At 58.3% G+C, this 24583-nt stretch carries 26 protein-coding genes; 13 read left to right on the top strand and 13 right to left on the bottom strand.

All coding sequences use genetic code 11. From position 1 onward, the window contains the following. Position 1: 1 nt before the first annotated feature. Positions 2-1414 (top strand): 3'-5' exonuclease, encoded by a 1413-nt coding sequence (locus ACR0LL_RS02950; RefSeq protein ID WP_480585248.1) that lies wholly within the window; start codon positions 2-4, stop codon positions 1412-1414. An 89-nt stretch (positions 1415-1503) separates the two neighbouring features. Continuing rightward, positions 1504-2004: a flavin reductase family protein gene (locus tag ACR0LL_RS02945; protein WP_480583810.1), complete on the top strand. Its 501-nt coding sequence runs from the start codon at positions 1504-1506 to the stop codon at positions 2002-2004. On the opposite strand, the gene ACR0LL_RS02940 is transcribed toward ACR0LL_RS02945, so the two are convergent. The 3 genes from ACR0LL_RS02940 to ACR0LL_RS02930 are packed head-to-tail and all read right to left on the bottom strand — an operon-like array spanning position 2001 to position 4233. After that, positions 2001-2480 (bottom strand): DUF6505 family protein, encoded by a 480-nt coding sequence (locus ACR0LL_RS02940; protein ID WP_480485889.1) that lies wholly within the window; start codon positions 2478-2480, stop codon positions 2001-2003. The genes ACR0LL_RS02945 and ACR0LL_RS02940 overlap by 4 nt on opposite strands. Further along, a complete protein-coding gene (locus ACR0LL_RS02935) occupies positions 2477-3175 on the bottom strand; it encodes a biotin/lipoate--protein ligase family protein (protein ID WP_480583807.1) in 699 nt (232 codons plus the stop codon). The genes ACR0LL_RS02940 and ACR0LL_RS02935 overlap by 4 nt, the downstream gene beginning before the upstream one ends. Further along, positions 3172-4233, bottom strand: coding sequence for an Mrp/NBP35 family ATP-binding protein (locus tag ACR0LL_RS02930; RefSeq protein WP_480583804.1), 1062 nt, complete (start codon positions 4231-4233; stop codon positions 3172-3174). The genes ACR0LL_RS02935 and ACR0LL_RS02930 overlap by 4 nt, the downstream gene beginning before the upstream one ends. 132 nt (positions 4234-4365) lie before the next feature. On the opposite strand from ACR0LL_RS02930, the gene ACR0LL_RS02925 reads away from it, so the two are divergent. Then, complete coding sequence (locus ACR0LL_RS02925) at positions 4366-5094, top strand: hypothetical protein (protein WP_480583801.1); 729 nt, start codon at positions 4366-4368, stop codon at positions 5092-5094. Here ACR0LL_RS02925 and ACR0LL_RS02920 read toward each other — a convergent pair. After that, positions 5088-7040 carry a 4Fe-4S binding protein gene (locus ACR0LL_RS02920; protein WP_480583798.1) on the bottom strand — a complete coding sequence of 651 codons (1953 nt, stop codon included), beginning with the start codon at positions 7038-7040 and terminating at the stop codon, positions 5088-5090. The two genes, ACR0LL_RS02925 and ACR0LL_RS02920, sit on opposite strands and share 7 nt — an antisense overlap. Before the next feature lie 263 nt (positions 7041-7303). Between ACR0LL_RS02920 and ACR0LL_RS02915 the strand changes: the two genes are divergently transcribed. From ACR0LL_RS02915 to ACR0LL_RS02870, 10 genes are all read left to right on the top strand, one after another. Continuing rightward, positions 7304-7858, top strand: a complete 555-nt coding sequence (locus tag ACR0LL_RS02915) for a DUF3305 domain-containing protein (protein ID WP_267365561.1) — start codon at positions 7304-7306, stop codon at positions 7856-7858. Further along, on the top strand, positions 7855-8430 hold the full coding sequence (locus ACR0LL_RS02910) for a DUF3306 domain-containing protein (RefSeq protein WP_480583795.1): 576 nt from the start codon (positions 7855-7857) through the stop codon (positions 8428-8430). Before ACR0LL_RS02915 ends, ACR0LL_RS02910 begins: the two co-directional genes overlap by 4 nt. A 4-nt stretch (positions 8431-8434) precedes the next feature. Next, a complete protein-coding gene (locus tag ACR0LL_RS02905) occupies positions 8435-9046 on the top strand; it encodes a TorD/DmsD family molecular chaperone (RefSeq protein ID WP_480583792.1) in 612 nt (203 codons plus the stop codon). Positions 9047-9107: 61 nt separating this feature from the next. After that, positions 9108-9296, top strand: a complete 189-nt coding sequence (locus ACR0LL_RS02900; protein ID WP_209504175.1) for a ubiquinol-cytochrome c reductase iron-sulfur subunit N-terminal domain-containing protein — start codon at positions 9108-9110, stop codon at positions 9294-9296. Between the two features lie 105 nt (positions 9297-9401). After that, on the top strand, positions 9402-12296 hold the full coding sequence (locus tag ACR0LL_RS02895; RefSeq protein WP_480583789.1) for a formate dehydrogenase subunit alpha: 2895 nt from the start codon (positions 9402-9404) through the stop codon (positions 12294-12296). Between the two features lie 12 nt (positions 12297-12308). Further along, on the top strand, positions 12309-12902 hold the full coding sequence (gene fdh3B, locus ACR0LL_RS02890; RefSeq protein ID WP_209504177.1) for a formate dehydrogenase FDH3 subunit beta: 594 nt from the start codon (positions 12309-12311) through the stop codon (positions 12900-12902). Between the two features lie 75 nt (positions 12903-12977). Beyond that, a complete protein-coding gene (locus ACR0LL_RS02885; RefSeq protein WP_267365567.1) occupies positions 12978-14180 on the top strand; it encodes a formate dehydrogenase subunit gamma in 1203 nt (400 codons plus the stop codon). Continuing rightward, positions 14181-15443 carry a c-type cytochrome gene (locus ACR0LL_RS02880; protein WP_480583786.1) on the top strand — a complete coding sequence of 421 codons (1263 nt, stop codon included), beginning with the start codon at positions 14181-14183 and terminating at the stop codon, positions 15441-15443. It abuts the gene before it with no gap. 13 nt (positions 15444-15456) lie between these two features. After that, positions 15457-15582, top strand: a complete 126-nt coding sequence (locus ACR0LL_RS02875) for a hypothetical protein (protein ID WP_480583783.1) — start codon at positions 15457-15459, stop codon at positions 15580-15582. After that, entirely contained in the window at positions 15583-16455 is an 873-nt protein-coding gene (locus ACR0LL_RS02870; RefSeq protein ID WP_267365570.1) for a helix-turn-helix transcriptional regulator, read from the top strand. A 63-nt stretch (positions 16456-16518) separates the two neighbouring features. Here the strand turns inward: ACR0LL_RS02870 and ACR0LL_RS02865 are convergent, their stop codons facing one another. The 9 genes from ACR0LL_RS02865 to hydA all read right to left on the bottom strand — a co-directional run bounded on the left by ACR0LL_RS02865 (position 16519) and on the right by hydA (position 24500). Beyond that, entirely contained in the window at positions 16519-17337 is an 819-nt protein-coding gene (locus tag ACR0LL_RS02865) for an ABC transporter substrate-binding protein (RefSeq protein WP_480583780.1), read from the bottom strand. A gap of 16 nt (positions 17338-17353) precedes the next feature. Beyond that, positions 17354-18088, bottom strand: a complete 735-nt coding sequence (locus ACR0LL_RS02860; protein WP_480583777.1) for an ATP-binding cassette domain-containing protein — start codon at positions 18086-18088, stop codon at positions 17354-17356. Then, positions 18081-18794, bottom strand: a complete 714-nt coding sequence (locus tag ACR0LL_RS02855) for an ABC transporter permease (RefSeq protein WP_480485912.1) — start codon at positions 18792-18794, stop codon at positions 18081-18083. The genes ACR0LL_RS02860 and ACR0LL_RS02855 overlap by 8 nt, the downstream gene beginning before the upstream one ends. Before the next feature lie 159 nt (positions 18795-18953). Beyond that, a complete protein-coding gene (locus ACR0LL_RS02850; RefSeq protein ID WP_480476654.1) occupies positions 18954-19943 on the bottom strand; it encodes an ABC transporter substrate-binding protein in 990 nt (329 codons plus the stop codon). Between the two features lie 61 nt (positions 19944-20004). Next, positions 20005-20850, bottom strand: a complete 846-nt coding sequence (locus tag ACR0LL_RS02845) for an ABC transporter permease (protein WP_480583774.1) — start codon at positions 20848-20850, stop codon at positions 20005-20007. Next, complete coding sequence (locus ACR0LL_RS02840; RefSeq protein WP_480565157.1) at positions 20847-21764, bottom strand: ABC transporter permease; 918 nt, start codon at positions 21762-21764, stop codon at positions 20847-20849. The genes ACR0LL_RS02845 and ACR0LL_RS02840 overlap by 4 nt, the downstream gene beginning before the upstream one ends. Further along, positions 21761-22102 (bottom strand): GNAT family N-acetyltransferase, encoded by a 342-nt coding sequence (locus ACR0LL_RS02835; protein ID WP_480583772.1) that lies wholly within the window; start codon positions 22100-22102, stop codon positions 21761-21763. The genes ACR0LL_RS02840 and ACR0LL_RS02835 overlap by 4 nt, the downstream gene beginning before the upstream one ends. A 91-nt stretch (positions 22103-22193) precedes the next feature. Then, on the bottom strand, positions 22194-22991 hold the full coding sequence (locus tag ACR0LL_RS02830; RefSeq protein ID WP_209595940.1) for an ABC transporter ATP-binding protein: 798 nt from the start codon (positions 22989-22991) through the stop codon (positions 22194-22196). Between the two features lie 54 nt (positions 22992-23045). Then, on the bottom strand, positions 23046-24500 hold the full coding sequence (gene hydA / locus ACR0LL_RS02825; RefSeq protein ID WP_480583768.1) for a dihydropyrimidinase: 1455 nt from the start codon (positions 24498-24500) through the stop codon (positions 23046-23048). Positions 24501-24583 lie beyond the last annotated feature (83 nt).

Genomic DNA, 24583 nt, shown 5'->3' with positions numbered 1-24583 from the left:
TATGCTCACAGGGTTAAGCCTGAGGCTCAGGATATTTCTGTTTTTCTGTCTGCTCGCGCTCGGCGGGATATCAATCAGTTCCGCCGCCCTGTGGATCACCTATGCCCGGGCAGCGCAACCTGACCTGTTTGATGACTTCATCTTTGCCGAGGTTCTGATCGGGTTTGGATTGCTGGCTTTGATCGCCGGTATCTGGCTGTTGTTTGACGACAATGTCGCCAAACCGATAGAACGGCTTTCAGCGCAACTGCGGGCCCGCGCTCATGCCGGTGTCAGCACCGATCTGGACATGCAAGCCGCGCGATACCTGGGCGATCTGGCCCCAGCAGCGGCCGGCCTGGCCGAGCAACTTGCCGCGAATGCCATGCACACAGCCGAGGCGGTGGCCGCCGAAACCGCTCATCTGGCTGCGGAAAAACAGCGCCTTACTGCCCTTTTGACCGAAATTCCGGTCGCCATGTTGCTGGCCAGTCCGAAACACCAAATCGTTTTGTATGATGGTCAGGCAGCCGAGGTGCTGGCCCAGATCGCGCATCCCCGCCTGAACGCCTCGCTCTTCGAATACATCGAATCGACGGGGCTGACGGACGCGTACGGGAAGTTGTGTAAATCAGGTAAGGATGTTTTCTGCACCCTGACCAGCGTGGACGGCCGACAAACCTATTCGGCCCGAATGAAGCCACTGGGGGACGCACCCGGTTACATGCTGGTGTTCGAAGACAGCGTTGCCCGTATGTCGCCAGATGAGGCTCGCCCACTGGTCTATGATTTCGAGTTGCTGGACACGCCGGGTGACGGTGCGTTCGAAAACCGCTCTTTGCTGGATTTGTGTTTTGTGGTCTTTGACACGGAAACAACCGGTTTGCTGCCGCACAAGGATGAGATCGTTCAAATCGGCGCGGTCCGCGTTGTGAAAGGCAAGATCGTTGCGGGCGAGCATCTGGACATGCTTGTTGATCCGGGCATTCCGATCCCTGTTGCCTCGACCCGCGTGCACAAGATCAGTGATCGCATGGTTCAGGGCGCGCCGGATATCGTCAAAGCCGGGCGTGTGTTTCACCAATTCTCACGCGATGCGGTGATCGTAGCCCATAACGCCCCGTTCGACATGGCGTTCCTGCGCCGCCATGCCAAGCGTATGGAAGTCGAATGGGATCATCCGATACTCGACACTGTGCTGCTGTCGGCTGTTTTGTTCGGCGCAAGCGATACACATACACTGGACGCGCTGTGCGAACGGCTGGACATCACTATCCCCGAGGCGCTGCGCCATACGGCATTGGGCGACGCGGTGGCAACGGCCGAGGCGCTGGTCAAGATGCTGCCCATTCTGCAAGCGCGCGGGCTGAACACCTTTGGCGAAGTCATTGTCCAGACCCGCAAACACGGACGTCTTCTGGAAGACCTGAATTAACACCGAATTTGCAAATACCGTTCAGCTTTTCGTGGACAATCCGGGCCACGCATGGCACCTGATGCGCGGCCAAGGAACACGCGCGCGATATGACGGAAAAGATTTTCACACCGACCCCGGATCAAAGCCACGCCTTTCGTGAGGCGCTGGGATGTTTCGGAACGGGCGTCACCGTGATAACTGCGCAAACCGATGACGGCCCACGTGCAATCACCGTAAACTCGTTTGCGTCGGTGTCCCTGGACCCGCCGCTGGTGTTGTGGTGCCTGGCCAAAGAGTCAAACCGCTTCGACACTTTCAGCACCTGCACGCATTACTCGATCCATGTGATGGCTCAGGATCAACAGGACCAGGCGCTTAGATTTGCCCGCGACGGTGTGGATTTCACCCATGCCGAGTGGACGACGGACGAGGCTGATCGCCCGCAGCTGGCCAATTGTCTGGCACGGTTTGACTGCCGGTTGCATGCCCGGCACGAGGCTGGAGATCATCTGATCATTGTGGGTCATGTGGATCAGGTCATGTACCGCACCGGCAAGGGTCTGATCTTCAAGCGCGGTCAGTTCGGCGGGTTTGTCGACCCTTTCTAGTCGTCCAGCGACCCATGCACCGCCAGAACCTCTAGCTGTGCGTCTTGCGGAGTGATCACACGAAAGGCTTCGTGCACTCCTGTCTCAGACAATTCTCTGGCGACGGTCAGCAGCGTGTTGGCGGCATGGTCTTCACACAGCTCTGACATGTGATCGATTTCGTTCTGTGCCACGCTCAATGCCGCTTCGACCGAGGGCGCTCCGTAATACTGCACGAAATGTTCTGCCAGATTGCGGGTGATCTGATCCCTTTCAGCCGCTTCGATCTGGGTTACCGCCACAAATGTCACCCGGCCAAAGGTTTCCAACCCCAGCCAGCCATTCGCAAAAGCCTGACGCGCCTTACCTTCCAGATCCGCGCCGCTCCAGTTCGAAAACTCGAACCCGCCCGAAACGCACCATTCGCCGGTACGTGCCGGAGAATGGAACACGTTCATGTCGCTTTCATCGAAATGGATCGCGCGGGCCAGTTTCATCGTCCGTTCTCCAATAGTTCCGTCAGCGGGCGAAGACGGGTGTTGACCCCGTCGCGGATCAGCATTCCAAACCTCTCATCCGTGCCAAGGAATACACCGCCATCAACCAGTGGCTCACCTACGCCACGCAGCAGGCCCATCCATTCGGCATGCAGGGGCGCGTTGCCATCCTCCTGCCAGCGGTTGAGCCAAGTCAGCATATGGCGTGACCAGCTTTCGACCAGTTGCGTGGCCGAAACCTCGGCACAACCTTCATCATAAAGGGCTGTGACATCCGGCGTTTCGCCGGGCGCGCTGCTGGTTTGCATCAATGCGAGCTCCCAGCCGACAATCAGCCAATCCGGTTCTTCTTCCGCGTTTTCCCCGGAGGCCGAAACGCGGAACACACCGCATTTCGCACCATTCACACAAATCAGACCGTCCCACCCCAGATGCACCGCCACTTCGGGTGGGGCCAGAGCGCCCAGCGCATTCTGAAACCCAACAGCACAAAGCGGCAGCATCGCCATCGCGTCCCGAAGCGGCACCTCGGGCGCGAAAACGATCGCGACACGCAGGTAATCGGCCTGAATGTTATAAACAACCGCCCCCGCATCGCAGCCCAAAGCCGCCATAGCCTGGGCGCGTTCAAACGGGTCTTCCCCACCCTGAACCGGGTGACCCGTCAACAAAGGGGGAAAGACCGGTTGGCTCATGCGGTGCCTTTGGCGATCATGTCGCGGGCGATCTTGCGGAAAGCCTCAGCCTGAGGGCTGTCTGGTTTGCTGACCACAATTGGCGCGCCACCGTCTGCGGCGACACGAATGTCCAGATGTAACGGGATTTCACCCAGCAGCGGCACACCCATCGCCTCGGCCTCGGACTTGACACCACCATGACCGAAAACATGTTCTTCGTGCCCACAGTTCGAACAGATATGCGTGGACATGTTTTCGATCATCCCAACGATAGGCGTCTTGAGCTGATTGAACATGTCGATTCCCTTGCGGGCATCAATCAGCGCCACGTCCTGCGGCGTCGAGACGACAATAGCGCCGTCCACCTTGAATTTCTGGCTCAGCGTCAGTTGCACGTCGCCGGTACCCGGCGGCAGGTCGACGATCAGCACGTCCAGGGCACCCCATTGCACCTGGCTCATCATCTGTTGCAGCGCCCCCATCAGCATCGGCCCGCGCCAGACAACGGCCTGCCCTTCATTGGTCATCAACCCCATCGACATCATGGTGACGCCGTGGTTGCGCAGCGGCAGGATAGTCTTGCCATCGGGGCTGGCCGGACGGCCCGAGACGCCTAGCATTCGAGGCTGCGACGGCCCGTAAACATCCGCGTCCAGCAAACCCACGCGCCGCCCTTCTGCGGCCAGTGCACAGGCCAGATTGGCCGACACGGTGGATTTGCCCACACCCCCCTTGCCAGACGCAACCGCGATGATCCGGTCAACACCGGGAACGGCCTGCGGTCCAGTTTGCGAGGGCTTGGGTTTCGGCTTCAGATCCGGCGGCGCCTTGTCGGAATGAGCAGTCATCAGGGCCGATACATTTACGACGCCCTCAACCATCTGTGCGGCCTTTTCAGCTGTTGCGCGCACAGGTTCCATCTTTTCGGCATGCTTCGGGTCGATCTCAAGGACAAAGCGAACCGAATCGCCCTCGACATTCAGCGCACGCACGATGCCCGCACTGACAATGTCCTGACCTGAAACCGGATCGGTGATCTTTTTCAGGTTCGCCAGAACCGCGTCACGAACACTCATGCTGTTCTCTCCTTGGTATGCCCCGCCGACAGGGGCGTGCGTGTCGACATGTATTGGTCGCCGCTCATTGCATGTGTCTCCGTCTCTTTCTGTTCATTTGACGCGTAACAGCCTTCATAGTTAGGCTAAACCATGCGCCTTGTCTTGTTGTGCCTGAGCCTGACGCTCACCGCCACCCCCTCCTTGTCGCAGGAGGCGATTGGCCTTGCGGCCCCGGTAGAGGTTAACGACTCCGGTCTGTTGCAACATATCCTTCCTCGCTTCTCTCTCAAGACCGGGATACGCGTTGTCGCAGATGATGCCGGTGCCATGGTGCTGGTAACCGAACCACCCGGCGATCCTGTCTTTGCCCGTGGTGGCGTGGTTTATCACCTGCGGATCGAAGGCGATGATCGTCAAATCCGGTTTCGCGACTGGCTGCAATCAGAGATCGGCAAGCGCACTGTCGAAAGCTTTCCTCCTGTGGTGGGTGAACCGTTCAGCGCCAGCTTTGATCCCAAGGTCACCCAGTCGGACGATACCCTGGACGGCAACACCGTGTTGGGCGAAGAACTGTCGATGACCCATTGTGGTCGATGTCATGTGATTGGCCCCCGCAATCGGATGAACGGGCTTGGCTCGACCCCCTCTTTCGCCGTCCTGCGCGCGATGCCGGATTGGTCGGAACGGTTCGAAGCGTTCTTTGCCCTCAATCCCCACCCCGCATTCACGCAGATCGACGGGTTGACACCGCCCTTTGATCCCGAGCGCCCATCCCCAATTCACCCGGTCAAGATGACGTTGGACGATCTTGAAGCCATCCTGGCGTTTGTTTCGCGCATAGACGCCGCTGATCTGGGCGCGCCGCTAAAGCTTCAGTGATCCTTTCTATCCGAATAGTAATCCTCGGTGGTAACGACCCGAGGCTTGGGTTTTGACTGGAACGGATTGTCCTGCTGCTGGAAATGAGCATTCACTCGGCAATTGTCGCACATCTGGATCATCCGTGCCTGATCCGACGTGGCAAACATCGGGTGCGTGCCCGAAAGCTTTTCCATGATCCGTTCAACGGTTGATTTCACCCCGAACAAAGCCCCGCATTCGATGCAAGCAAACGGTTCCTCCTCGTTCAGGACCTGCTGAGACAGGGCAGCATCGCTCAGATCCAGTTGCGGCACCAAGGTGATCGCGTCTTCGGGGCAGATCGTCTTGCACATTCCGCATTGCAGGCACGCATCCTGCTGAAAGTTCAACTGGGGCTTGTCAGGGTTATCCATCAAAGCCCCGGACGGGCACAGCGACACGCAACTAAGACAGAGCGTGCAACTGTCTGTATTCACAGCAACGGCACCGTAAGGCGCACCTTCAGGCAATGGCAGCGGGGCTTTGGCCTGCGGATTCAGGGCCTGTGCTGCCAACCGTGCGATTTGTCGGCGGTTGCCAAGTGGCAACACCGGATCTGCCAACGGTTCGGGAACTTTCTGAGCATACAGCAAGTCTGCCATCGCGTCAGGGTCCACCTCCTCGATCAGCCCGATCCCATCCGAACCAGTTATGGCACGTGCCAGTTCAATTTCGCGATCCAGCGCATCCTGTTCGGTCGTCGGGGCCAGCAACACATCCACACGCGCAAATCCATGTGCCAGCGCGGCCAGCATTTCCGAATGGCCGAACCCGGATATCACTTTCAATTCCAGCGGGATAACATCCGCAGGCAATCCCCGGCCGAACCTTGCTGTAAGCCTTATCATTTCGGCACCGTAGGCGTCGTGCACAAGCAACCGGGGTGCGATACCGCCTGCCATTCGGTACGTGCGTGCCAGAATATGCATCCGTGACAGCAAGGCCGAAACAGGTGGATCTTCATAGGTTATCGCCGTCGACGGGCAGACCGCCGCGCATTCGCCACACCCAGCGCAGACCATTGGATCAATCGCCACATGCTCGCCCGAGGGTGTGATTGCACCGGTTGGACAGATATCCAGACAGTTTGAGCACCCAACCTGTTCCGCCCGCGAATGGGCGCAAAGTGTTTCCTCCAGTCGCACGTACAGTGGTTTTTCGAATGTTCCAACCAGTTGGGCGGCTTCAAAAGCCAAACGTTCTACAGACACCGCATCCTTGGGATCAGCCCTCAGGTACCCCTCGCGCTTGGCCGGAGCCTGCACAAAGGGCGTGCCCCCCGTCAGGTCAACGATGATATCGCAGGCCGATTGCGCCCCATCTCTTGGTTCCGTCCAATTGAAAGCACCCCTGCCTGCGGGAACCACTTGCTGCACATTGTCCAGACGCAAGGAAAACCCACCCAGAGCACCCGAAACAGACCGCAATTGTCCCCGAATGACGTCGAAGGCCCGAGAGTCTGGCTCAGCCTGATCCGTGACCAGAACGGTTACAGCCAGTGTTCGGGCCAACCTTTCCGCCAGTCCAAAGGCAACGGTACCAGGACCAATGATGAAACACGTGCCTTCGCTGATAACATCAACGCTGGGCGTCACCGGTTGCGGCAGGAACGCTTCGGCAGCTAAGGCAGCCATTTTGGCCGTCGCATCTGCGCCCTGATCGGACCAACCGGCACGATCCCGCAGGTCGACAAAGCCGGGGATTTCGATATTCATATCTTCGGCAAGCGACCGGAATACCTCTTGTTCCTGCAGACAGGCGATGACGGTATCGCCCTCTTGCATCAAGGCCGCAGCGGATTGCAGTTCCTTTGAGCAAAGCGCAGTATGCACCTTTGAACATGCAATCCCGCAGGCGCTTTCGATCCTGTCCGGATCCAGCGCCTGAGTTCCTGCGCAATTGCAGAGCAATAGTTTCGTGCCCATGTCCCCTCCCTCGGGAAGCAATCCCGATCCTTTGCACTTTAGGCTGCATTCCCGATGAGGCAACTTCAACCCTGCGAAGCGCACAGCGCGCCCGGCAGAGTTTCGCGGCAAAATCCCATAAAACAAAAGCCTTCTCAGGCTTTGATCACGAAGACGCTACCGGGAATACGACCAAAGTATTAAAGCGCAGGCTTGGCACGTGGCTATTTTGTGTTCCATAGTGGACATGGAAAGGCAGGGGAGAGCCTTTCGGGGAGGATCCAGTGGCCAAGGCCGCAAGCCAGATCGACATGCCGGTTGGCGTCATTGTGCGCAAAACACCCGGGGTCACACGTTGGGCCCGCTGGAACTGGCGCGCGGTCGCCGTGTTGCCCGGTGCAGGGCCAGCCGATTGGCAGGAACTGCGCCGCGAAGGCGAGGCGGTCGAATACCACGCTGCCACCCTCCCCCTGACCCTCTGGGCGGACGAGACCGAAGCCTACCTGGTCAACCTGTCGGACGGGCAGCCCTCAATCTATCTTGTACTGCGGAATGAGCTGAAGGGCGACACGCCCCTGAATGCAGTTCTGATCACCGCTTCTCCGTTCCAGGGGCAGGATTACGCGGATACCGGCGAAGAGATTGTCGAGAAAATCCCAATGACCGAAGGGCTGATCGCCTGGGTAAGGGATTTCACCCTGAAACATCACCAGCACGAAGTGTTCGTCAAGCGCCGTCGCGACAGAAAGCGAACCGATTTGGTGGAGGATGGTAAGGGCGACGCGCGTATCCGGCAGGCATCGGATGTTTTCCGCGCCCCGAGACGGGTGCTGCAATGACAGAGCGGCGTGATTTCTGGTCGCGCCGAAAGGCTGCCGTTCAGGCCGAAGCTGAAGCCGAGGCGCTGGCCCTTGAAGAACAAGTGATCGCAGCCCATCACGCCGAACTTGAAGAAAAGAGTGACGCCGAGATTTTGGCCGAATTCAACCTTCCCGATCCCGATACCCTCGGACCCGGCGAAGATATTTCAGGCTTTATGTCCAAGGCAGTGCCTGATCGCCTGCGGCGCCGTGCCCTGCGTCGGCTGTGGCGGTTGAACCCTGTTCTGGCCAATGTCGACGGGCTGGTTGATTACGGCGAGGACTACACCGATTCGGCCTGCGTGATCGAAAACATCCAAACCGCCTATCAGGTTGGAAAAGGCATGCTGGCGCATGTCGAGGCACTGGCCGCCGACGCGCAAGAAACGGAAGTAGACGAAATCGAGGCTGATACGCTCTCTGAACCTGAGGTCGTGCCGGTTGACCCCGATCCCGTGCCACAGCCGGTTTCAGTTGCTCAGGTAGAAGAGCCGGAAGAACTCGAACGTCCCCCGTCGCCACGTCGAATGACATTTGAATTTGAAGGATGACCGAATGACCGCAAGTGACGCGCACACTCTGGATGTTTCAGCCGAGGATCGCCTGCGCGCGGATTTCTATAACTTTCTGGGTCTGTTACTGGCAGGTCCTCCGGACCAGATATTGCTGAACCAAATGGCTGGTCTGGTCGGAGATGACACGGATCTTGGCAAGGCCATTCAATCCATGGCGCGGGTTGCCAAAGTTACCAAGCCAGCCGCTGCCGAACGGGAATTCAATGCGTTGTTCATCGGATTGGGCCGGGGTGAGTTGCTGCCTTACGCCAGTTTCTACCTGACGGGCTTCCTGAACGAGAAACCCTTGGCTCAGCTGCGCAATGACATGGCGGTTCGCGGGATTACACGTGCCCAGAACGTGTTCGAGCCCGAAGATAACATCGCCTCATTGATGGAGATGATGGCCGGAATGATCGTCGGGCGTTTTGGCAGCCCGGCATCCCTTGATGACCAAAAGGCATTCTGGAGCAAGCATATCGGCCCGTGGGCCACGCATTTCTATTCGGATTTGGAAGCAGCCGAGAACTCGGTTCTTTATGCATCCGTCGGCACTGCCGGGCGGGTGTTCATGGAGATCGAGCGCGAAGCGTTCCGGATGACGACAGCGTGAACCGCTGTCATTCGCCAGCGCCCAAACGGGCGTTACACTGCAATTGGGAAAGGAGGTTCCCATGAGCAAGACCAAGGAAGAAGGCGCCACCCGCCGTGACTTCCTCAAACTGGCCGGAACCGCAGCGCCTGCTGCCGTTGCCGCCGCCAGCCTGACCGGGAAGGCCGAAGCCGCCGCGCTGCCGACCGACGAAACCCGCATTCAGGATACTGCGCATACACGCGCCTACATCGAGAGCACCCGGTTCTAGGACCGGACGCTTTCATACCCGGCAGACGGTTGCGATTGGCCCTGACGTCGGTTTCAGCAGTACCAAGCCAGCCGTGGCTGACACGGCGCGCAAGGGAGGAAAGACATGCTTAGGAAAAAGACCAACGGGGTTGCGAGACGCCCCCAGCGGACAAGTATCCTGTCCCAGGTCGGCGAGAAAACCGTCGATCGCCGCGCATTCCTGCGTGGCTCGGGCCTGACGATCGGCGGCCTTGCCGCGATCAGCGCCACGGGTGGAACCGTGACGCCAGCCAGTGCCCAGACAGCGGCCAATCAGGCCGTCGAAAACATCAAATCCGTATGCACCCACTGTTCGGTCGGCTGTACCGTCGTTGCCGAAGTGCAGAACGGTGTCTGGGTCGGGCAGGAACCCGGCTGGGACAGCCCGTTCAACCTGGGTGCACATTGTGCCAAGGGGGCGTCGGTTCGCGAGCACGCCCATGGCGAGCGCCGCCTGAAATATCCGATGAAAAAGGAAGGCGGCGAGTGGAAGCGCATCAGCTGGGAAGAGGCGATCAACGAGATCGGCGACGGCATGATGTCGATCCGCGAAGAATCCGGGCCCGACAGCGTGTATTGGCTGGGCTCAGCAAAACACAATAACGAACAGGCCTATCTGTTCCGCAAATTCGCCGCCTACTGGGGCACGAACAACGTGGACCATCAGGCCCGTATCTGTCACTCGACCACTGTTGCGGGTGTTGCGAATACATGGGGCTACGGCGCCATGACTAATTCGTATAACGACATCCACAACTCGCGCGCCATCTTCATCATCGGCGGTAACCCGGCCGAGGCGCACCCTGTCTCTCTGCTGCACGTTCTGCGCGCGAAAGAGCAGAACAACGCCCCGCTGATCGTCTGCGACCCGCGATTTACGCGCACCGCAGCCCATGCGGATGAATATGTCCGTTTCCGCCCGGGTACAGACGTTGGACTGATCTGGGGCATCCTGTGGCACATCTTCGACAACGGTTGGGAGGATAAAGAGTTCATCCGCACCCGTGTCTGGGGCATGGACCAGATTCAGGATGAGGTGGCCAAATGGACGCCTGAAGAAACAGAACGCGTCACCGGCGTGCCTGGCTCGCAACTGAAACGTGTTGCCCGAACCATGGCCAACAACCGCCCCGGCACGGTCATCTGGTGCATGGGCGGCACACAGCACACCAACGGCAACAACAACACCCGCGCCTATTGCGTGCTTCAGCTTGCGCTGGGCAACATGGGTACCTCGGGTGGTGGCACCAATATCTTCCGCGGCCACGACAACGTGCAGGGCGCGACAGACCTTGGTGTGTTGTCCCACACTCTGCCCGGCTATTACGGCCTGTCCGCGGGCGCATGGGGTCACTGGAGCCGCGTCTGGGGTGAAGACCTGGATTGGCTTAAGGGCCAGTTCGCCACGATCAAGGGCAAAGACGGCAAGGACAAACCGCTGATGAATGAAAGCGGTATCCCGGTCTCTCGCTGGATCGACGGTGTTCTGGAAGATCCTGCGAACATGGATCAGGACAACAATGTCCGCGCCATGGTTCTGTGGGGTCACGCGCCGAACTCGCAAACGCGGGGTCCGGAAATGAAAACGGCAATGGAAAAGCTGGACATGCTGGTCGTGATTGACCCGTATCCCACTGTCTCGGCCGTTCTGCATGACCGCACCGATGGCGTCTACCTTTTGCCCGCCTGTACGCAGTTCGAAACCCGTGGCTCGGTCACCGCGTCAAACCGCTCGTTGCAGTGGCGTGACAAGGTCGTTGATCCGCTGTTCGAAAGCCTGCCGGACGAGGTCATCATGGCCAAGTTCGCCAACAAGTTCGGCTGGGCGGATCGCCTGTTCCGCAATATCGAGATGGAAGACCCCGAGACCCCGAATGTTGAAAGCATCACGCGTGAATTCAACTCGGGCCTCTGGACCATCGGATATACCGGGCAGTCGCCGGAACGCTTGAAAAGCCATATGGCCAATCAGCACACGTTCGACCGAACCACGCTGCAAGCCATTGGTGGACCAAACGACGGCGAATATTATGGTCTGCCCTGGCCGTGCTGGGGAACCGCTGAGATGGGTCATACGGGGACTCCGAACCTCTATGACATGTCCAAACCGGTGGCCGAAGGCGGCCTGACCTTCCGCGCCAGGTTCGGAGTGGAACGCGATGGCGACAACCTGCTGGCCGAAGGGGTCTATAGCGTTGGATCAGAAATTCAGGACGGATACCCTGAATTCACGATGCAGATGCTGATGGACCTTGGCTGGGACGGCGACCTGACGGCTGAAGAACGCGCTGCAATCGATGCCGTTGCAGGCCCCGAAACCAACTGGAAAACCGACCTTTCGGGCGGTATCCAGCGGGTGGCGATCAAGCATGGCTGTGCGCCCTTCGGGAACGCCAAGGCCCGCGCGGTCGTCTGGACCTTCCCGGATCCGATCCCACTGCATCGCGAGCCGCTTTATACGAACCGGCGTGATCTGGTGGTGGACTATCCAACCTACGAAGACCGGCACGCCTATCGCCTGCCCACCCTTTATGCTTCGATCCAAAAGAACGACTTTTCAAAGGATTACCCGATAATCCTGACGTCAGGTCGTCTGGTTGAATATGAAGGCGGCGGCGAGGAAAGCCGGTCTAACCCATGGCTTGCTGAACTTCAGCAGGACATGTTCGTCGAGATCAATCCGCGCGATGCCAACAACCTTGGCATTCGGGACGGGCAACAGGTCTGGGTCGAAGGTCCGGAAGGCGGTAAGGTCAAGGTGATGGCGATGCTGACCAATCGGGTCGGTGCCGGTGTCGCCTTCATGCCTTTCCACTTTGGCGGCCATTTCCAGGGCGAGGACTTGCGGCACAAATACCCCGCCGGTGCTGACCCCTATGTTCTGGGCGAAAGTTCCAACACCGCCCAGACTTATGGCTATGATTCAGTGACCCAGATGCAGGAGACCAAGTGTACTCTCTGCAAGATCTCGGCAGCGTAAGGAGGACGATTAATGGCTAGAGCAAAGTTTCTCTGCGACGCTGAACGCTGCATCGAATGCAACGCCTGCGTAACCGCGTGCAAGAACGAGCATGAGGTACCCTGGGGCATCAACCGCCGCAGGGTGGTGACGATCAATGACGGCAATCCGGGCGAACGCTCGATCTCGGTGGCCTGTATGCATTGTTCGGATGCGCCCTGCATGGCGGTGTGCCCGGTCGACTGCTTCTATCAGAACGAAGAAGGTGTTGTCCTGCACTCCAAGGACCTGTGCATCGGTTGCGGTTATTGCTTTTACGCGTGCCCGTTTGGCGCGCCGCAATACCCGCAGGCAGGCAATTTCGGTTCACGCGGCAAGATGGACAAATGCACCTTCTGCGCCGGTGGTCCCGAAGAAAACCACTCGACCGCAGAGTTCGCCAAATACGGTCGCAACCGGATCGCCGAGGGCAAACTGCCCATCTGCGCCGAAATGTGCTCCACCAAGGCCCTGCTTGCCGGTGACGGCGACGTGGTGTCGGCTGTGTACCGTGAACGCGTCGTGGCGCGCGGTTTCGGCTCGGGCGCCTGGGGTTGGGGTACTGCCTACGACCAGAAAGACGGCTAAGCCGCTGTCTGCACAAAGCAATGGACAACCCGCTCGGCGCGGGTTGTCCGATCTTGGAATTTGACCGAGGTTCAGATGCTCCGCTTTCTCATCGCTTTTCTGTTCACCCTTGGACTGACCTTTTCGGCAGCCGCCCAAACGACCGATGACAGCAACGCCACGCCTGAAAGGGCGGGAACCGGCGGAGCGACGACCCTTGAAGATATTCTCGCCCGGCAACGTGGTGAGCAGGTGGATAACGGATATCGCTCCGGCAATACCGGCCAGAGCAATGTCGAGGGGCTGATGGGTCAGCTTGGCACCCGTGGTGTCGCGTCGGACAGTGATGTATATCGTGCGTTGCGCTATGGCTCGGCCAATGTGACCGTATCGTCAAACGGCCCCGCCGCAAGCGTGTTGATACAGGATGGCGGCATGTGGTGGCTGAACTTCCGCAGCGGACCGCTGCGCGAATATGGCACTTACATCATCGCCGGGATGCTGGGCATCATTCTGCTGTTCTTCCTGATCCGTGGGAAAATCCGCATTGATGGAGAGAAAACGGGCCGCACGGTCACCCGTTTCAACGGGATTGAACGTTTTGGCCATTGGCTGTTTGCTGGATCGTTCCTGATCCTCGCCATTACTGGTTTGCTCACGCTCTATGGCCGCGACTTCCTGATCCCGATCTTCGGCAAGGAAGGTTTCGCCACCATCGCACAGGGCTGCAAGTGGCTGCATAATAATCTGGCCTGGGCTTTCATGCTGGGTCTGATCATTGTCACGGTGAACTGGATTGCTCATAACATCCCCAACCGCACTGACCTGAAATGGCTGGCCGCTGGCGGGGGCCTGTTCACCAAGGGCAACCACCCGCCCGCCCGGAAATTCAATGCGGGGCAAAAGATCATCTTCTGGGCCTGCATCCTGCTGGGCGTGTCGATCAGCCTGTCCGGCTTGTCACTGCTGTTCCCGTTCGAGATGCCCCTGTTCGCCAAGACCTTCTCGGTCGCAAACGCCACGGGCATTCCGCAGGCGCTGGGTCTGACCTTGCCAGTGCAGATGTCACCGCAAGAAGAGATGCAATTCGCCCAAGTCTGGCATGTCATGATTGCCTATGTGTTCATCGCGATCATCGTCGCGCATATCTATCTCGGCTCGGTCGGGATGGAGGGCGCGTTTGACGCCATGGGAACCGGAGAGGTCGAAGAACAATGGGCGCGCGAGCATCACTCGCTCTGGCTGGAAGAGGTGCAGGAAAAAGAGGCTGGCAAAGCAGCCGCCTCACCCGCTGAATAGATGCGTGGGCTGGTTCTGGCGCTGGCGCTGGTGCCCCTGCCTGCCGTGGCAGAATTCTTTACACTGAAAGGGCATGGCGGGCCTATCATGGGCATTGCCACCGCGCCAGACGGTCGCATCGCAACAGCCAGTTTCGACAACTCAGTGGGTCTTTGGACCGGGCAAACGCCAAATTGGTTCGAAGGGCACGAAGCCGCCGTAAACGCAGTCGCGTTCAACGGCTCCGCTTTCTATTCTGCCGGGGACGATTTCACCCTGCGCAAATGGCCCAGCGGTGAAGTCATTGGCCGACACAAGGGCAAGATTGTTGGCCTTGCCGCGTCAGAAACCCTTATTGCCACGGCCAGCTGGGATGGAACAATCGGCCTGTGGCCTGTCGATGGCACAGAACCCGCGCGGCTTGGACCGACCGGCAGTGGCGTAAACGCGGTCGCATTCTCACCTGACGGCACGCAGCTATTTTCGGCGGGCGTCGACGGCGCTTTGCGCCTATGGGACGTGTCCAGCGGGCAAGAAACAAGGCGTCTTGTCGAGCACGGGTTCGGCATCAATGAACTGGCGCTGAATGCACAGGACAACTGGCTCGCTTACGGTGCGGTAGACGGTGTCACACGTATCCTTGACCTTTCCAACGGTGAAGAGCGCGACTTTACACTGGACCGCCGCCCGATCCTTGCCCTTGCGCTCAGCCCGGATCGGAAACTTTTGGCCGTAGGTGATGGCGAAGGGTATATTATGGTCATCGACACCGTCGATTGGCGCATTGCACAGGATTTTCGCGCCACGTTGCGCGGTCCGGTCTGGGCTTTGGCATTTTCCAAAGACGGTAAAAACATCCATGCGGGCGGACTTGACGAGGCGATGTACAGCTGGCCTGTGGACGCTCTGTCCGACCAACACCAGATGGCCTCGGCAGAACCGAGTTTCCTGAAAAATCCTGATGAGATGGACAACGGGGAACGCCAGTTTGCGCGCAAATGTTCGATCTGTCACAGCCTGTCCTCCGATAACGTGCGACGTGCAGGCCCAACCCTGCACGGTGTATTTGGACGTCAGGCCGGCACGGTTCGTGGGTATTTGTACTCGGATACATTGCAAGGCTCTGATATCATTTGGAATGACGAGACAATAAATGCCCTTTTCGACGAGGGGCCAGACCACTACATTCCGGGGTCGAAAATGCCGATGCAGCGAATTGCCAAAGCACAGGATCGCCAGGATCTTATTGCTTTTTTGCGTCGCGCAACAACTGACCGGAACTGAACCGGAGGAGCCCATGAAAGCCTTTCTTGCCGCCGTCGCCGCGATGGTCGTTATTGCAGGCGCAGCCCCGTTTGTGCTGGAACAGATCGGGTTCAGCACCGCTGACACTACGTCCGGCATCGCCGTGCGCCTCGACTGAATGGCGCAATATCTGACCACCCGTGAACTGGCCGATCTGCTGCGCATTGGCGAGCGGAAGGCTTATGACCTTGCCTCGTCAGGCGAGGTGCCGTGTGTGCGCGCCATGGGCAAGCTGTTGTTTCCGCGGGCCGAGATCATTGCCTGGCTCAACGCGTCGCGATCCGGCCCTCAGGTCGCTGAACCGCCCCTGCCCCCGATCATAGCAGGCAGCCACGATCCCTTGCTGGACTGGGCGCTGCGTGAAAGTGGGTCGGGGCTGGCCACCTATTACGACGGTTCTTTTGATGGCCTGATCAGGCTCAGTGAACGAAGCGCACAGGGCGCTGTGTTACACATCCACGAAAATGGCGGATTCAACAAGGAATCCCTGCAAGACACTTTGGGCGAAGCCCCGGTGATCCTATATGAAGTCGCCCGACGTGAGCGTGGATTGCTTCTTGCCCCGGGCATATCCGACATCAATTCTTTTGACGACCTCAAGTCACGCACCGTCATACTGCGTCAGGACAGTGCGGCAAGCCAGCGCCTGTTTGACGCCCAACTGGACGCCCACGGCCTGCGCCGGGATGATCTGGACATTCGACCCGGCTGCGCACGTACAGAAGAAGAGCTTGCGATCGCCCTGCATGACCGGAAGGCCGAGGCCGGTTTTGGGCTTGGCGCCCTAGCCGGTCTCTACAACTTAGGTTTTGTCCCCACTCATTCCGAGCGGCTGGATCTTGCCATCTGGCGTCGGGCCTTTTTCGATCCGCCGATACAGAAACTGCTAACCCTGTTGCGCTCGGGTCAGTTCGCCCAGCGGGCGCGCGAGTTCGGCGGCTATGACCTGTCTGGTCTTGGCACGATCCACCACAATGGGGCCAGCGGGTGAAAATCCACCCGCGCCTTCATCTTTTCAAAAATACTCGCCCCGCGGGGCTGGCCGCAGGCCAGCTTATTGCGCATTGGGGAAAAACACCTGCTGACCGTCCAGCTGGAAAGAGGCGATCGCCTGCTGCCCGTCGGGCCCGGTCAACCAGTCGATGAAACGCTGACCAGCGGCCGCCCGTACATGCGGATGCTTTTCAGGATTTACGAGGATCACACCATATTGGTTGAACAGACGCGGGTCGCCTTCGACCAGGATCTCAAGATTGCCTCTGTTACCAAAGGACAGCCACGTCGCCCGATCTGTCAGAGTGTACGCGTCCATGCCGCTGGCAACGTTCAGCGTCGCCCCCATACCTGAACCGGTTTCCCGATACCAACTGCCGGACGCGCCGGTTGGGTCCAGCCCCGCAGCCGACCAATGCCGCAGCTCGGCCTTGTGCGTTCCGCTGTCATCACCGCGCGACGCAAACGGGGCTTCAGCCTTTGCAATCGCTGTAAGAGCGCTCAGAATGTCGGCACCACCGCGAATTCCAGCGGGATCTGCCTTGGGGCCCACCAATACAAAATCGTTATACATCAGGTCCTTCCGCTCCACGCCATATCCATCAGCGACGAATTTCTCTTCGGCGGATTTGGCGTGAACCAGCAGAACGTCCCCGTCACCATTCACTGCGTTGCGGATTGCCTGACCGGTTCCTACGGCCACAACGCGTACGTCAATGCCCGACTCGGCCTCGAACCACGGCAGAATATAGTCCAACAGCCCCGAGTTCTGGGTGGATGTCGTAGACTGCACGACAATGAACGGTGTCTCTGCCAAGGCCGCATTTGCCGACAGACCAAGGGCTATCACCGCTGCCCGAAGTATTGCGCGGAACATCATTTTCTCCGTTTTTCTTTTAGGTAACCAATCCACCCGCGAGGTAGCGACGCGATGCTTCGCTTTCGGGGGTATCCAAAACCTGCTTTGCGGGGCCGTGTTCAACCACATGACCGCCCTGCATCATGACCACATCCGACGCCAAACGACGGGCCTGGCCAATATCATGTGTGACCATCACGATCCGTACACCCCGCGCCGAGGCGCGCAGAACCATACGTTCGATCATCTGTGTCGCGCCGGGATCAAGGGCGCTGGTCGGTTCGTCCAGAAACAGTGTTTCGGGCTCCAGCGCCAAGGCACGCAAAATGGCCAGCCTCTGGGCCTCGCCCCCCGAGAGCGACCGGGCAGATTGCCAGGCCTTCCCCTCCAGCCCGCCTTCGGCCAGCAACTCGATGATACGTGCCTTTCTTGCCGCTCGCCCCATACCCTGACGCTTGAGGACAAAGCCCAGGTTTGCAGCAACAGACCGTCGCAACAGAACCGGTCTCTGAAATACCATGGCTTGGCGCGTTTTCTGCGCGGCGCCCAGAGGGTTTCCGTCCTGCACCACCCGCCCGCGATCCGGCGAGATCAGGCCATGCAAGCACCGTAGCAACAGACTTTTTCCCGCACCGTTGGGGCCAAGAAGCAACGTCGGCCCCGGACCATCCAGAACCAATGAAGGAACATCCAGCAAAACCTTGCCGTTGCTGCGAATTTGCACTTTTTCAACCGTCAGACAGTTCGACATTTCACAGATCACGTCACGCATGGCGCAACCCCTCCTGCTCGGCCCGCAAACTGACCGCGCTGACCATCGCGTTTACGGCAATTGCAATCCCGATCAGGATCGCCCCCAGCGCCAGTGCCAGCGACAGGTTTCCCTTCGACGTTTCAAGCGCAATGGTTGTCGTCATCACGCGGGTCACATGATTGATGTTTCCGCCAACGATGATAACCGCGCCCACCTCGGCGATGGCGCGTCCGAAACCGGCAAGCAAGGCCGTGACCAGTGCCAGTCGCGCATCCCACAACAAAACCGGGACCGAGGCCAGCCGTGACACTCCCAAGGACCGCAGCTGTTCTGAATATTCCTCAGCCAACATTTCAACAACCTGGCGCGTCAGAGCCGCGACAATGGGAGTGACCAACACCACCTGCGCGATGATCATGGCGGTCGGAGTGTACAAAAGCTCAAGCACCCCCAAGGGGCCCGAACGGGACAGCATCAGATAGACCAGCAGGCCCACGACAACCGGTGGAAACCCCATCAGTGCATTCATCAGGACGATCAGCATCCGGCGGCCGGGGAACCGGGCGACGGCCAACGCAGCCCCCACGGGCATTCCGATCAGAGCAGAAACCAGCACCGCAAAAACGGACACTTTCAGAGACAACAGCACAATTGCCCACAGCTCAGAATCTCCCCCAAGGATCAAGGCAATCGCAGCGCTGAATTCTGATGAAAATTCCTGCATTTTATTCCCTGTAGTCGACCCTTCGTATAGAAACGCGTAAGTTTACAGGGAAATACTACTTTATATCGGTGTCAAGTACAGACACAATTCCGACACCACGAATGCGAAACGCGGCCCCGATTGGGACCGCGCTTTTGACCTTCAAATTAACGGTTAGCGTCAGTTCAGAGCAGCGTCCGTAATCTGGTGCGTCCAGGCCCCTTCAGGTGTCTTGGTGATCACCGGGTCAGAACCTCCAGCCAACAGGGTACCAACGGTGCGATCAAAATCCGCCGGGTCCAGCGCGCCGTTCGAACCTGCGGTCAACTTCGCGATCTCACCCATCATGCGTTTCTGATGTTCTTCCGTCTGCGCACCCGTTGCATCGTTCTCCAGCACGATATCCGCTGCTTCGTCGGGGTTCTCCTCGGCGTATTTCCATCCTTTCATCGAGGCGCGAACAAACCGCTGCATCTTGTCGGTGAAGGCCGCATCGCTGAGATTTTCTTCCAGAACGTAAAGACCGTCTTCCAGCGTCGCGACACCCTGGTCTTCGTATTTGAAGGTCACCAGTTCATCTGGGCTGACACCGGCATCGATGACCTGCCAGTATTCATTGTAGGTCATGGTGCTGATGCAATCCGCCTGACGTTGCAGCAGCGGATCGACGTTGAAGCCCTGTTTCAGAACTTCCACACCGTTGTCGCCTTTCCCATCAGTGCTGATGCCCAACTGGCTCATCCAGCTCATGAACGGGAACTCATTGCCAAAGAACCAGACACCCAGCGTGCGGTTCTTCAGGTCCTCAGGCGACGAAATACCGGCATCTTTCCAGCAGGTCAGCATCATGCCCGAGCTTTTGAACGGCTGGGCGATGTTCACCAACGGCAACCCTTTTTCACGTGCGGCCAGAGCGGCAGGCATCCATTCAACGGTCACATCAGCACCGCCGCCCGCAATCACCTGTGTCGGAGCGATGTCAGGCCCACCGGGCAGAATGGTAACGTCCAGGCCTTCTTCCTCGTAAAAGCCCTTGTCCTTGGCAACGTAGTAGCCCGCGAATTGTGCTTGCGTGACCCATTTCAGTTGCAGTGTCACTTCATCCGCCGCCAGCGCCGTACTGGCTGCCAGACCAAAGGCGGCAACCGCCCCGCTGAATAGCTTGTTCATCTTCATTTCTCCTAGTTGCTTGTTGCGCCCCGATTTTCAGGGTCTGTTGATTTTCTTCGTCTTATCCGCGTTGTGAGGGGTGCCAGAACGTCACCACTTTTTCGATTCCCGCCACCAGGCCATAAAAGGCCGTACCCGCGATAGCGGCAACAACGATTTCGGCCCAGACCATGTCCAACGACAATTGACCGACGCTGGTGGAAATCCGAAATCCCATACCGAGCGTTGGCGATCCGAAGAATTCCGCCACGATGGCGCCAATCAAAGCCAAAGTTGTCGAAATCTTCAACCCGTTGAAAATGAAAGGCATCGCCGCGGGCAGCCGCAGCTTCAGAAAGCTCTGCCAATAGCTTGCAGCATAAGTTTCCATCAAGTCACGCTGCATTGCGGTGGCCTCGCGCAGACCGGCCACGGTGTTGACCAGCATCGGAAAGAACACCATCACAACCACCACCGCCGCTTTGGAATGCCAATCAAACCCGAACCACATGACCAGAATGGGTGCCGTCCCCACAATGGGCAAAGCCGCGACGAAATTTCCGACTGGCAAAAGCCCCAAACGCAGGAAATCCCACCGATCGACAGCAATCGCCATAAGGAAGGCCGATCCACAGCCGATAACATATCCGCTGAGCGCTCCTTTCAGGATTGTCTGAACAAAGTCGGACCAAAGAATGTCAAGGCTACCTGCAAATCGCACCGCTATGGCAGACGGTGCCGGCAGAATGACCAGCGGCACTTCAAGCCCACGGACCACCAGCTCCCAGGCTCCAACAATGGTCAGACCAAAAATCACCGGTGCCAGAAAGCGTACCATCTGGCTGTTGGCTTGCGGGCCACTGGCCAATCGGCTGTTCAACCACCAGCCGAACGCCCACAGCAGCAAAGCAAAGACAACCAACATCATTGCGCCATCCCCATCCGCTTCAGAACCGACCGTTCAATCAATCCCAGCAAACCGACCAGGCAGGCAGCCAGAATGGCCGCAGCAAACAGCGCTGACCATATCTGCACGGTTTGACCATAGTAACTGCCTGCCAGCAACCGAGCACCCAATCCTGCGACAGCGCCTGTCGGCAGCTCACCCACGATTGCGCCGACCAACGACGCCGCGATACCGATCTTCAACGAAGTGAACAGGTATGGCATCGACGCCGGCAGGCGCAGTTTCCAAAACCCCTGCGATTGGCTGGCATTATAAGTCCGCAACAGGTCAAGTTGCATCGCGTCAGGGCTGCGCAACCCTTTGACCATGCCGACGACAACCGGGAAAAAGCTCAGATACGCTGATATGATCGCCTTGGGAATGATCCCCTGAACCCCGACCGAGTAAAGAACCACGATAATCATCGGTGCCAGAGCGATAATCGGGATCGTCTGGCTAACGATAGCCCATGGCATGACCGACAAATCCATCACGCGGCTATGCACGATCCCAACGGCCAACAGGACACCCAGCCCGGTCCCGATGACAAAGCCCAGCATCGTAGCGCTGAGTGTCACCCACCCATGAAAGATCAGCGATCTTTTCGAGTTGATTTTCTTCAGAACAGTTGTATCCCACAATTCAATCGCCACCTGATGAGGTGATGGCAAACGGGGCTTGCCTTGCTCCCAAGTTGCTGGAATCGCGAACGAATTATTCAGAACCAGACCGAACTCTCCCAGATCCCGGCGCGCACTTGCAGTGGGTGGCTGAACCTCGGCACCGCCACGTTCAAGCTCGGTCAAAACCCCTTTGATGTTCATCGGAACGCAAGCGACATACCAGAACAGAACGATCACGGCGACGACGGTGAAAACGGCAATGATCTGCTTCATGCATGCCACTCCATTCGATAGACGGGCACTGTATCCGGCGGTACGGGTGGTTCTTCGGCAGTTACCTCGAACCCTTCACGGCGGTAAAACCTCTGCGCCGCCTGATTGGGTTTGTGTGTTGTCAGCCAAAGATGGGTCCGACCCCGCTTCGCCTTGGCAACGAAACGCTTGCCAATTCCCTGCCCCGTCCGGCTGCAATACAACGCACCGATTTTACACTGCGCCGGATCTATGGACATGTAGCAATCAACCGGATCACCCGCGACCCAGATCTCGCGACTGTCGAACGCTTCATGGATCAGGGTCGACAATTCCTCCACCGGTAATTCATCAGGCATCCAGTCCGTCTGCCAGGCCCAGCTGCAAATCACACGAGCACAAGCCGGCAAGTCACTTACCACGGCCCGTCTGATGGTTTCTGCCCCCGGATCAGTCGTCATAAGAATGCCCCGCCCGCAACCCGTCGCGAACACGATGGGCCACTTCGATGAATTCCGGAGTGTCACGAATGTCCAACGGCCGTTCCTTTGGCAGCGGGCTGTCGATCACATCCGTAATCCGCCCCGGCCGCGGGCTCATCACGACAATTTTGGTGCTCAGATATACGGCTTCTGGAATCGAATGAGTCACGAAGCCGATGGTCTTTTCTGTTCTGGCCCAAAGCGCCAGAAGCTGCTCGTTCAAGTGGTCCCGTACAATCTCATCCAAAGCGCCGAACGGCTCATCCATCAACAAGATATCGGCATCAAAGGCCAAGGCCCGGGCGATGCTGGCGCGCTGCTGCATCCCACCGGATAACTGCCAGGGAAACTTTCCGCCAAATCCTTCAAGATCAACCAGTTCCAGGACTTTTCTCACCCTTTCCTCCTGCTCGGACGCGGAATAGCCCATGATCTCAAGCGGCAACTTGATGTTCTTTGCTATGGTGCGCCAGGGATAAAGGCCCGCTGCCTGAAAGACATACCCATAGGCCCTGTTCCGCCGTGCTTCGTCCGCTGTCATTCCGTTGACAGTCAGCGACCCGCCGGTCGGTGTCTCCAAGGCCGCAATACAGCGCAGGAAAGTGGTTTTCCCACAGCCCGAGGGGCCAATGAAACTAACAAATTCACCCTTGTCGATCGTCAGGTTCACGTCTTTCAACGCGTGAACAGGCCCGTCATTGGTTTGAAAGGTGAGGTCAAGCTGCCTTGCTTCGATGACGTGCTGGGTCGTGCTTTCAGTGGTCATTCTATTGCCTTGAAAAGAGTGGTGCTGGGGCCGCCCAGAAAACGGCCCAACGGATCAAACCCCCGTCGCCGGGATACCTGTCCGCTCAACTGGCCGAGGGGCGGTTAGTTCTTTCCACGCGCTCAAAGCCTTGTTGACGGTCGTATTTGCCTCGCGCGCAACGAACTCGCCATGGCCTTCCTGCGTGCGGATTTCACCATCATGTACCGCAACCTGTCCACGGGTCAGCGTAAAGCGCGGCAGGCCTTTGACCTCTTTGCCCTCAAACACGTTGTAGTCGATCGAAGATTGCTGCGTACTGGCTCTGATCGTTTTTGTTTTTTCAGGATCCCACACGACGATATCCGCATCCGCTCCAACAAGGATCGCGCCTTTTTTAGGGTAGCAATTCAGTATCTTGGCGATGTTTGTTGAAGTCACCGCAACAAATTCATTGGGCGTCAGGCGTCCGGTATTCACACCATGCGTCCACAGCATCGGCATCCGATCTTCCAAACCGCCGGTCCCGTTCGGGATCTTGGTGAAATCCCCAACTCCAAAGCGTTTCTGTTCGGTCGTGAAGGCGCAATGGTCGGTTGCCACAACACTCAGCGATCCTGATTGCAGGCCATTCCACAGGCTGTCCTGGTGCTGCTTATTGCGGAACGGGGGGCTCATGACCCGCCGCGCGGCGTGGTCCCAATCCTGATTGAAATATTCGCTTTCATCCAAGGTCAGATGCTGAATCAGCGGCTCGCCCCACACCCTCTTGCCCTGCATTCTGGCTCGGCGAATGGCCTCATGAGACTCTTCGCAGGATGTATGAACAACATACAGCGGCACGCCCGCCATATCTGCGATCATAATGGCCCGGTTTGTGGCCTCACCCTCTACTTGCGGCGGTCGGGAATAAGCGTGCGCTTCCGGGCCAGAGTTCCCCTCGGCCAGAAGCTTGGCGCTCAGTTCGGCAACGACGTCTCCGTTCTCGGCATGCACCATTGCGATGCCGCCCAGTTCGGCCAAACGCCTGAACGAAGCATAAAGCTCATCGTCATTCACCATCAGCGCGCCTTTATAGGCCATGAAATGCTTGAACGTGTTGATGCCGCGCGTTTCGATCACGGTCTTGAGGTCGTCAAATACCTGTTCCCCCCACCATGTCACCGCCATGTGGAACGAGTAGTCGCAATTCGCCCGCGTTGATTTGTTGTCCCAGCGCTTCAGGGCATCCAACAGGCTTTCACCCGGATTGGGCAGTGCGAAGTCAACAACCATAGTCGTGCCCCCCGCCAGGGCCGCCCGCGTACCGCTTTCAAAATCATCGCTGGAATAGGTGCCCATGAACGGCATTTCCAGATGGGTATGCGGATCAATCCCACCGGGCATCACATAACAGCCGGTCGCGTCCAGCTCTTTATCCCCTTTCAGACCCATCCCAATCTCGGTGATGACGCCGCCTTCGACCAATACATCCGCCTTGTATGACAAATCCGCGGTGACAACGGTTCCGTTTTTAATAACAGTACTCATTTTGAACTCCCTGATGCGGTCTGCGCCGCTTGCTTCATCTGGCCAAAAATATCCCGGGGGAGTCGCCCTTGGGCGACGGGGGC

Source organism: Ruegeria sp. AI2, assembly GCF_056541275.1.
Note: the sequence above shows the minus strand (reverse complement) of the source record. Positions and strands in the feature narration are given on the sequence as shown.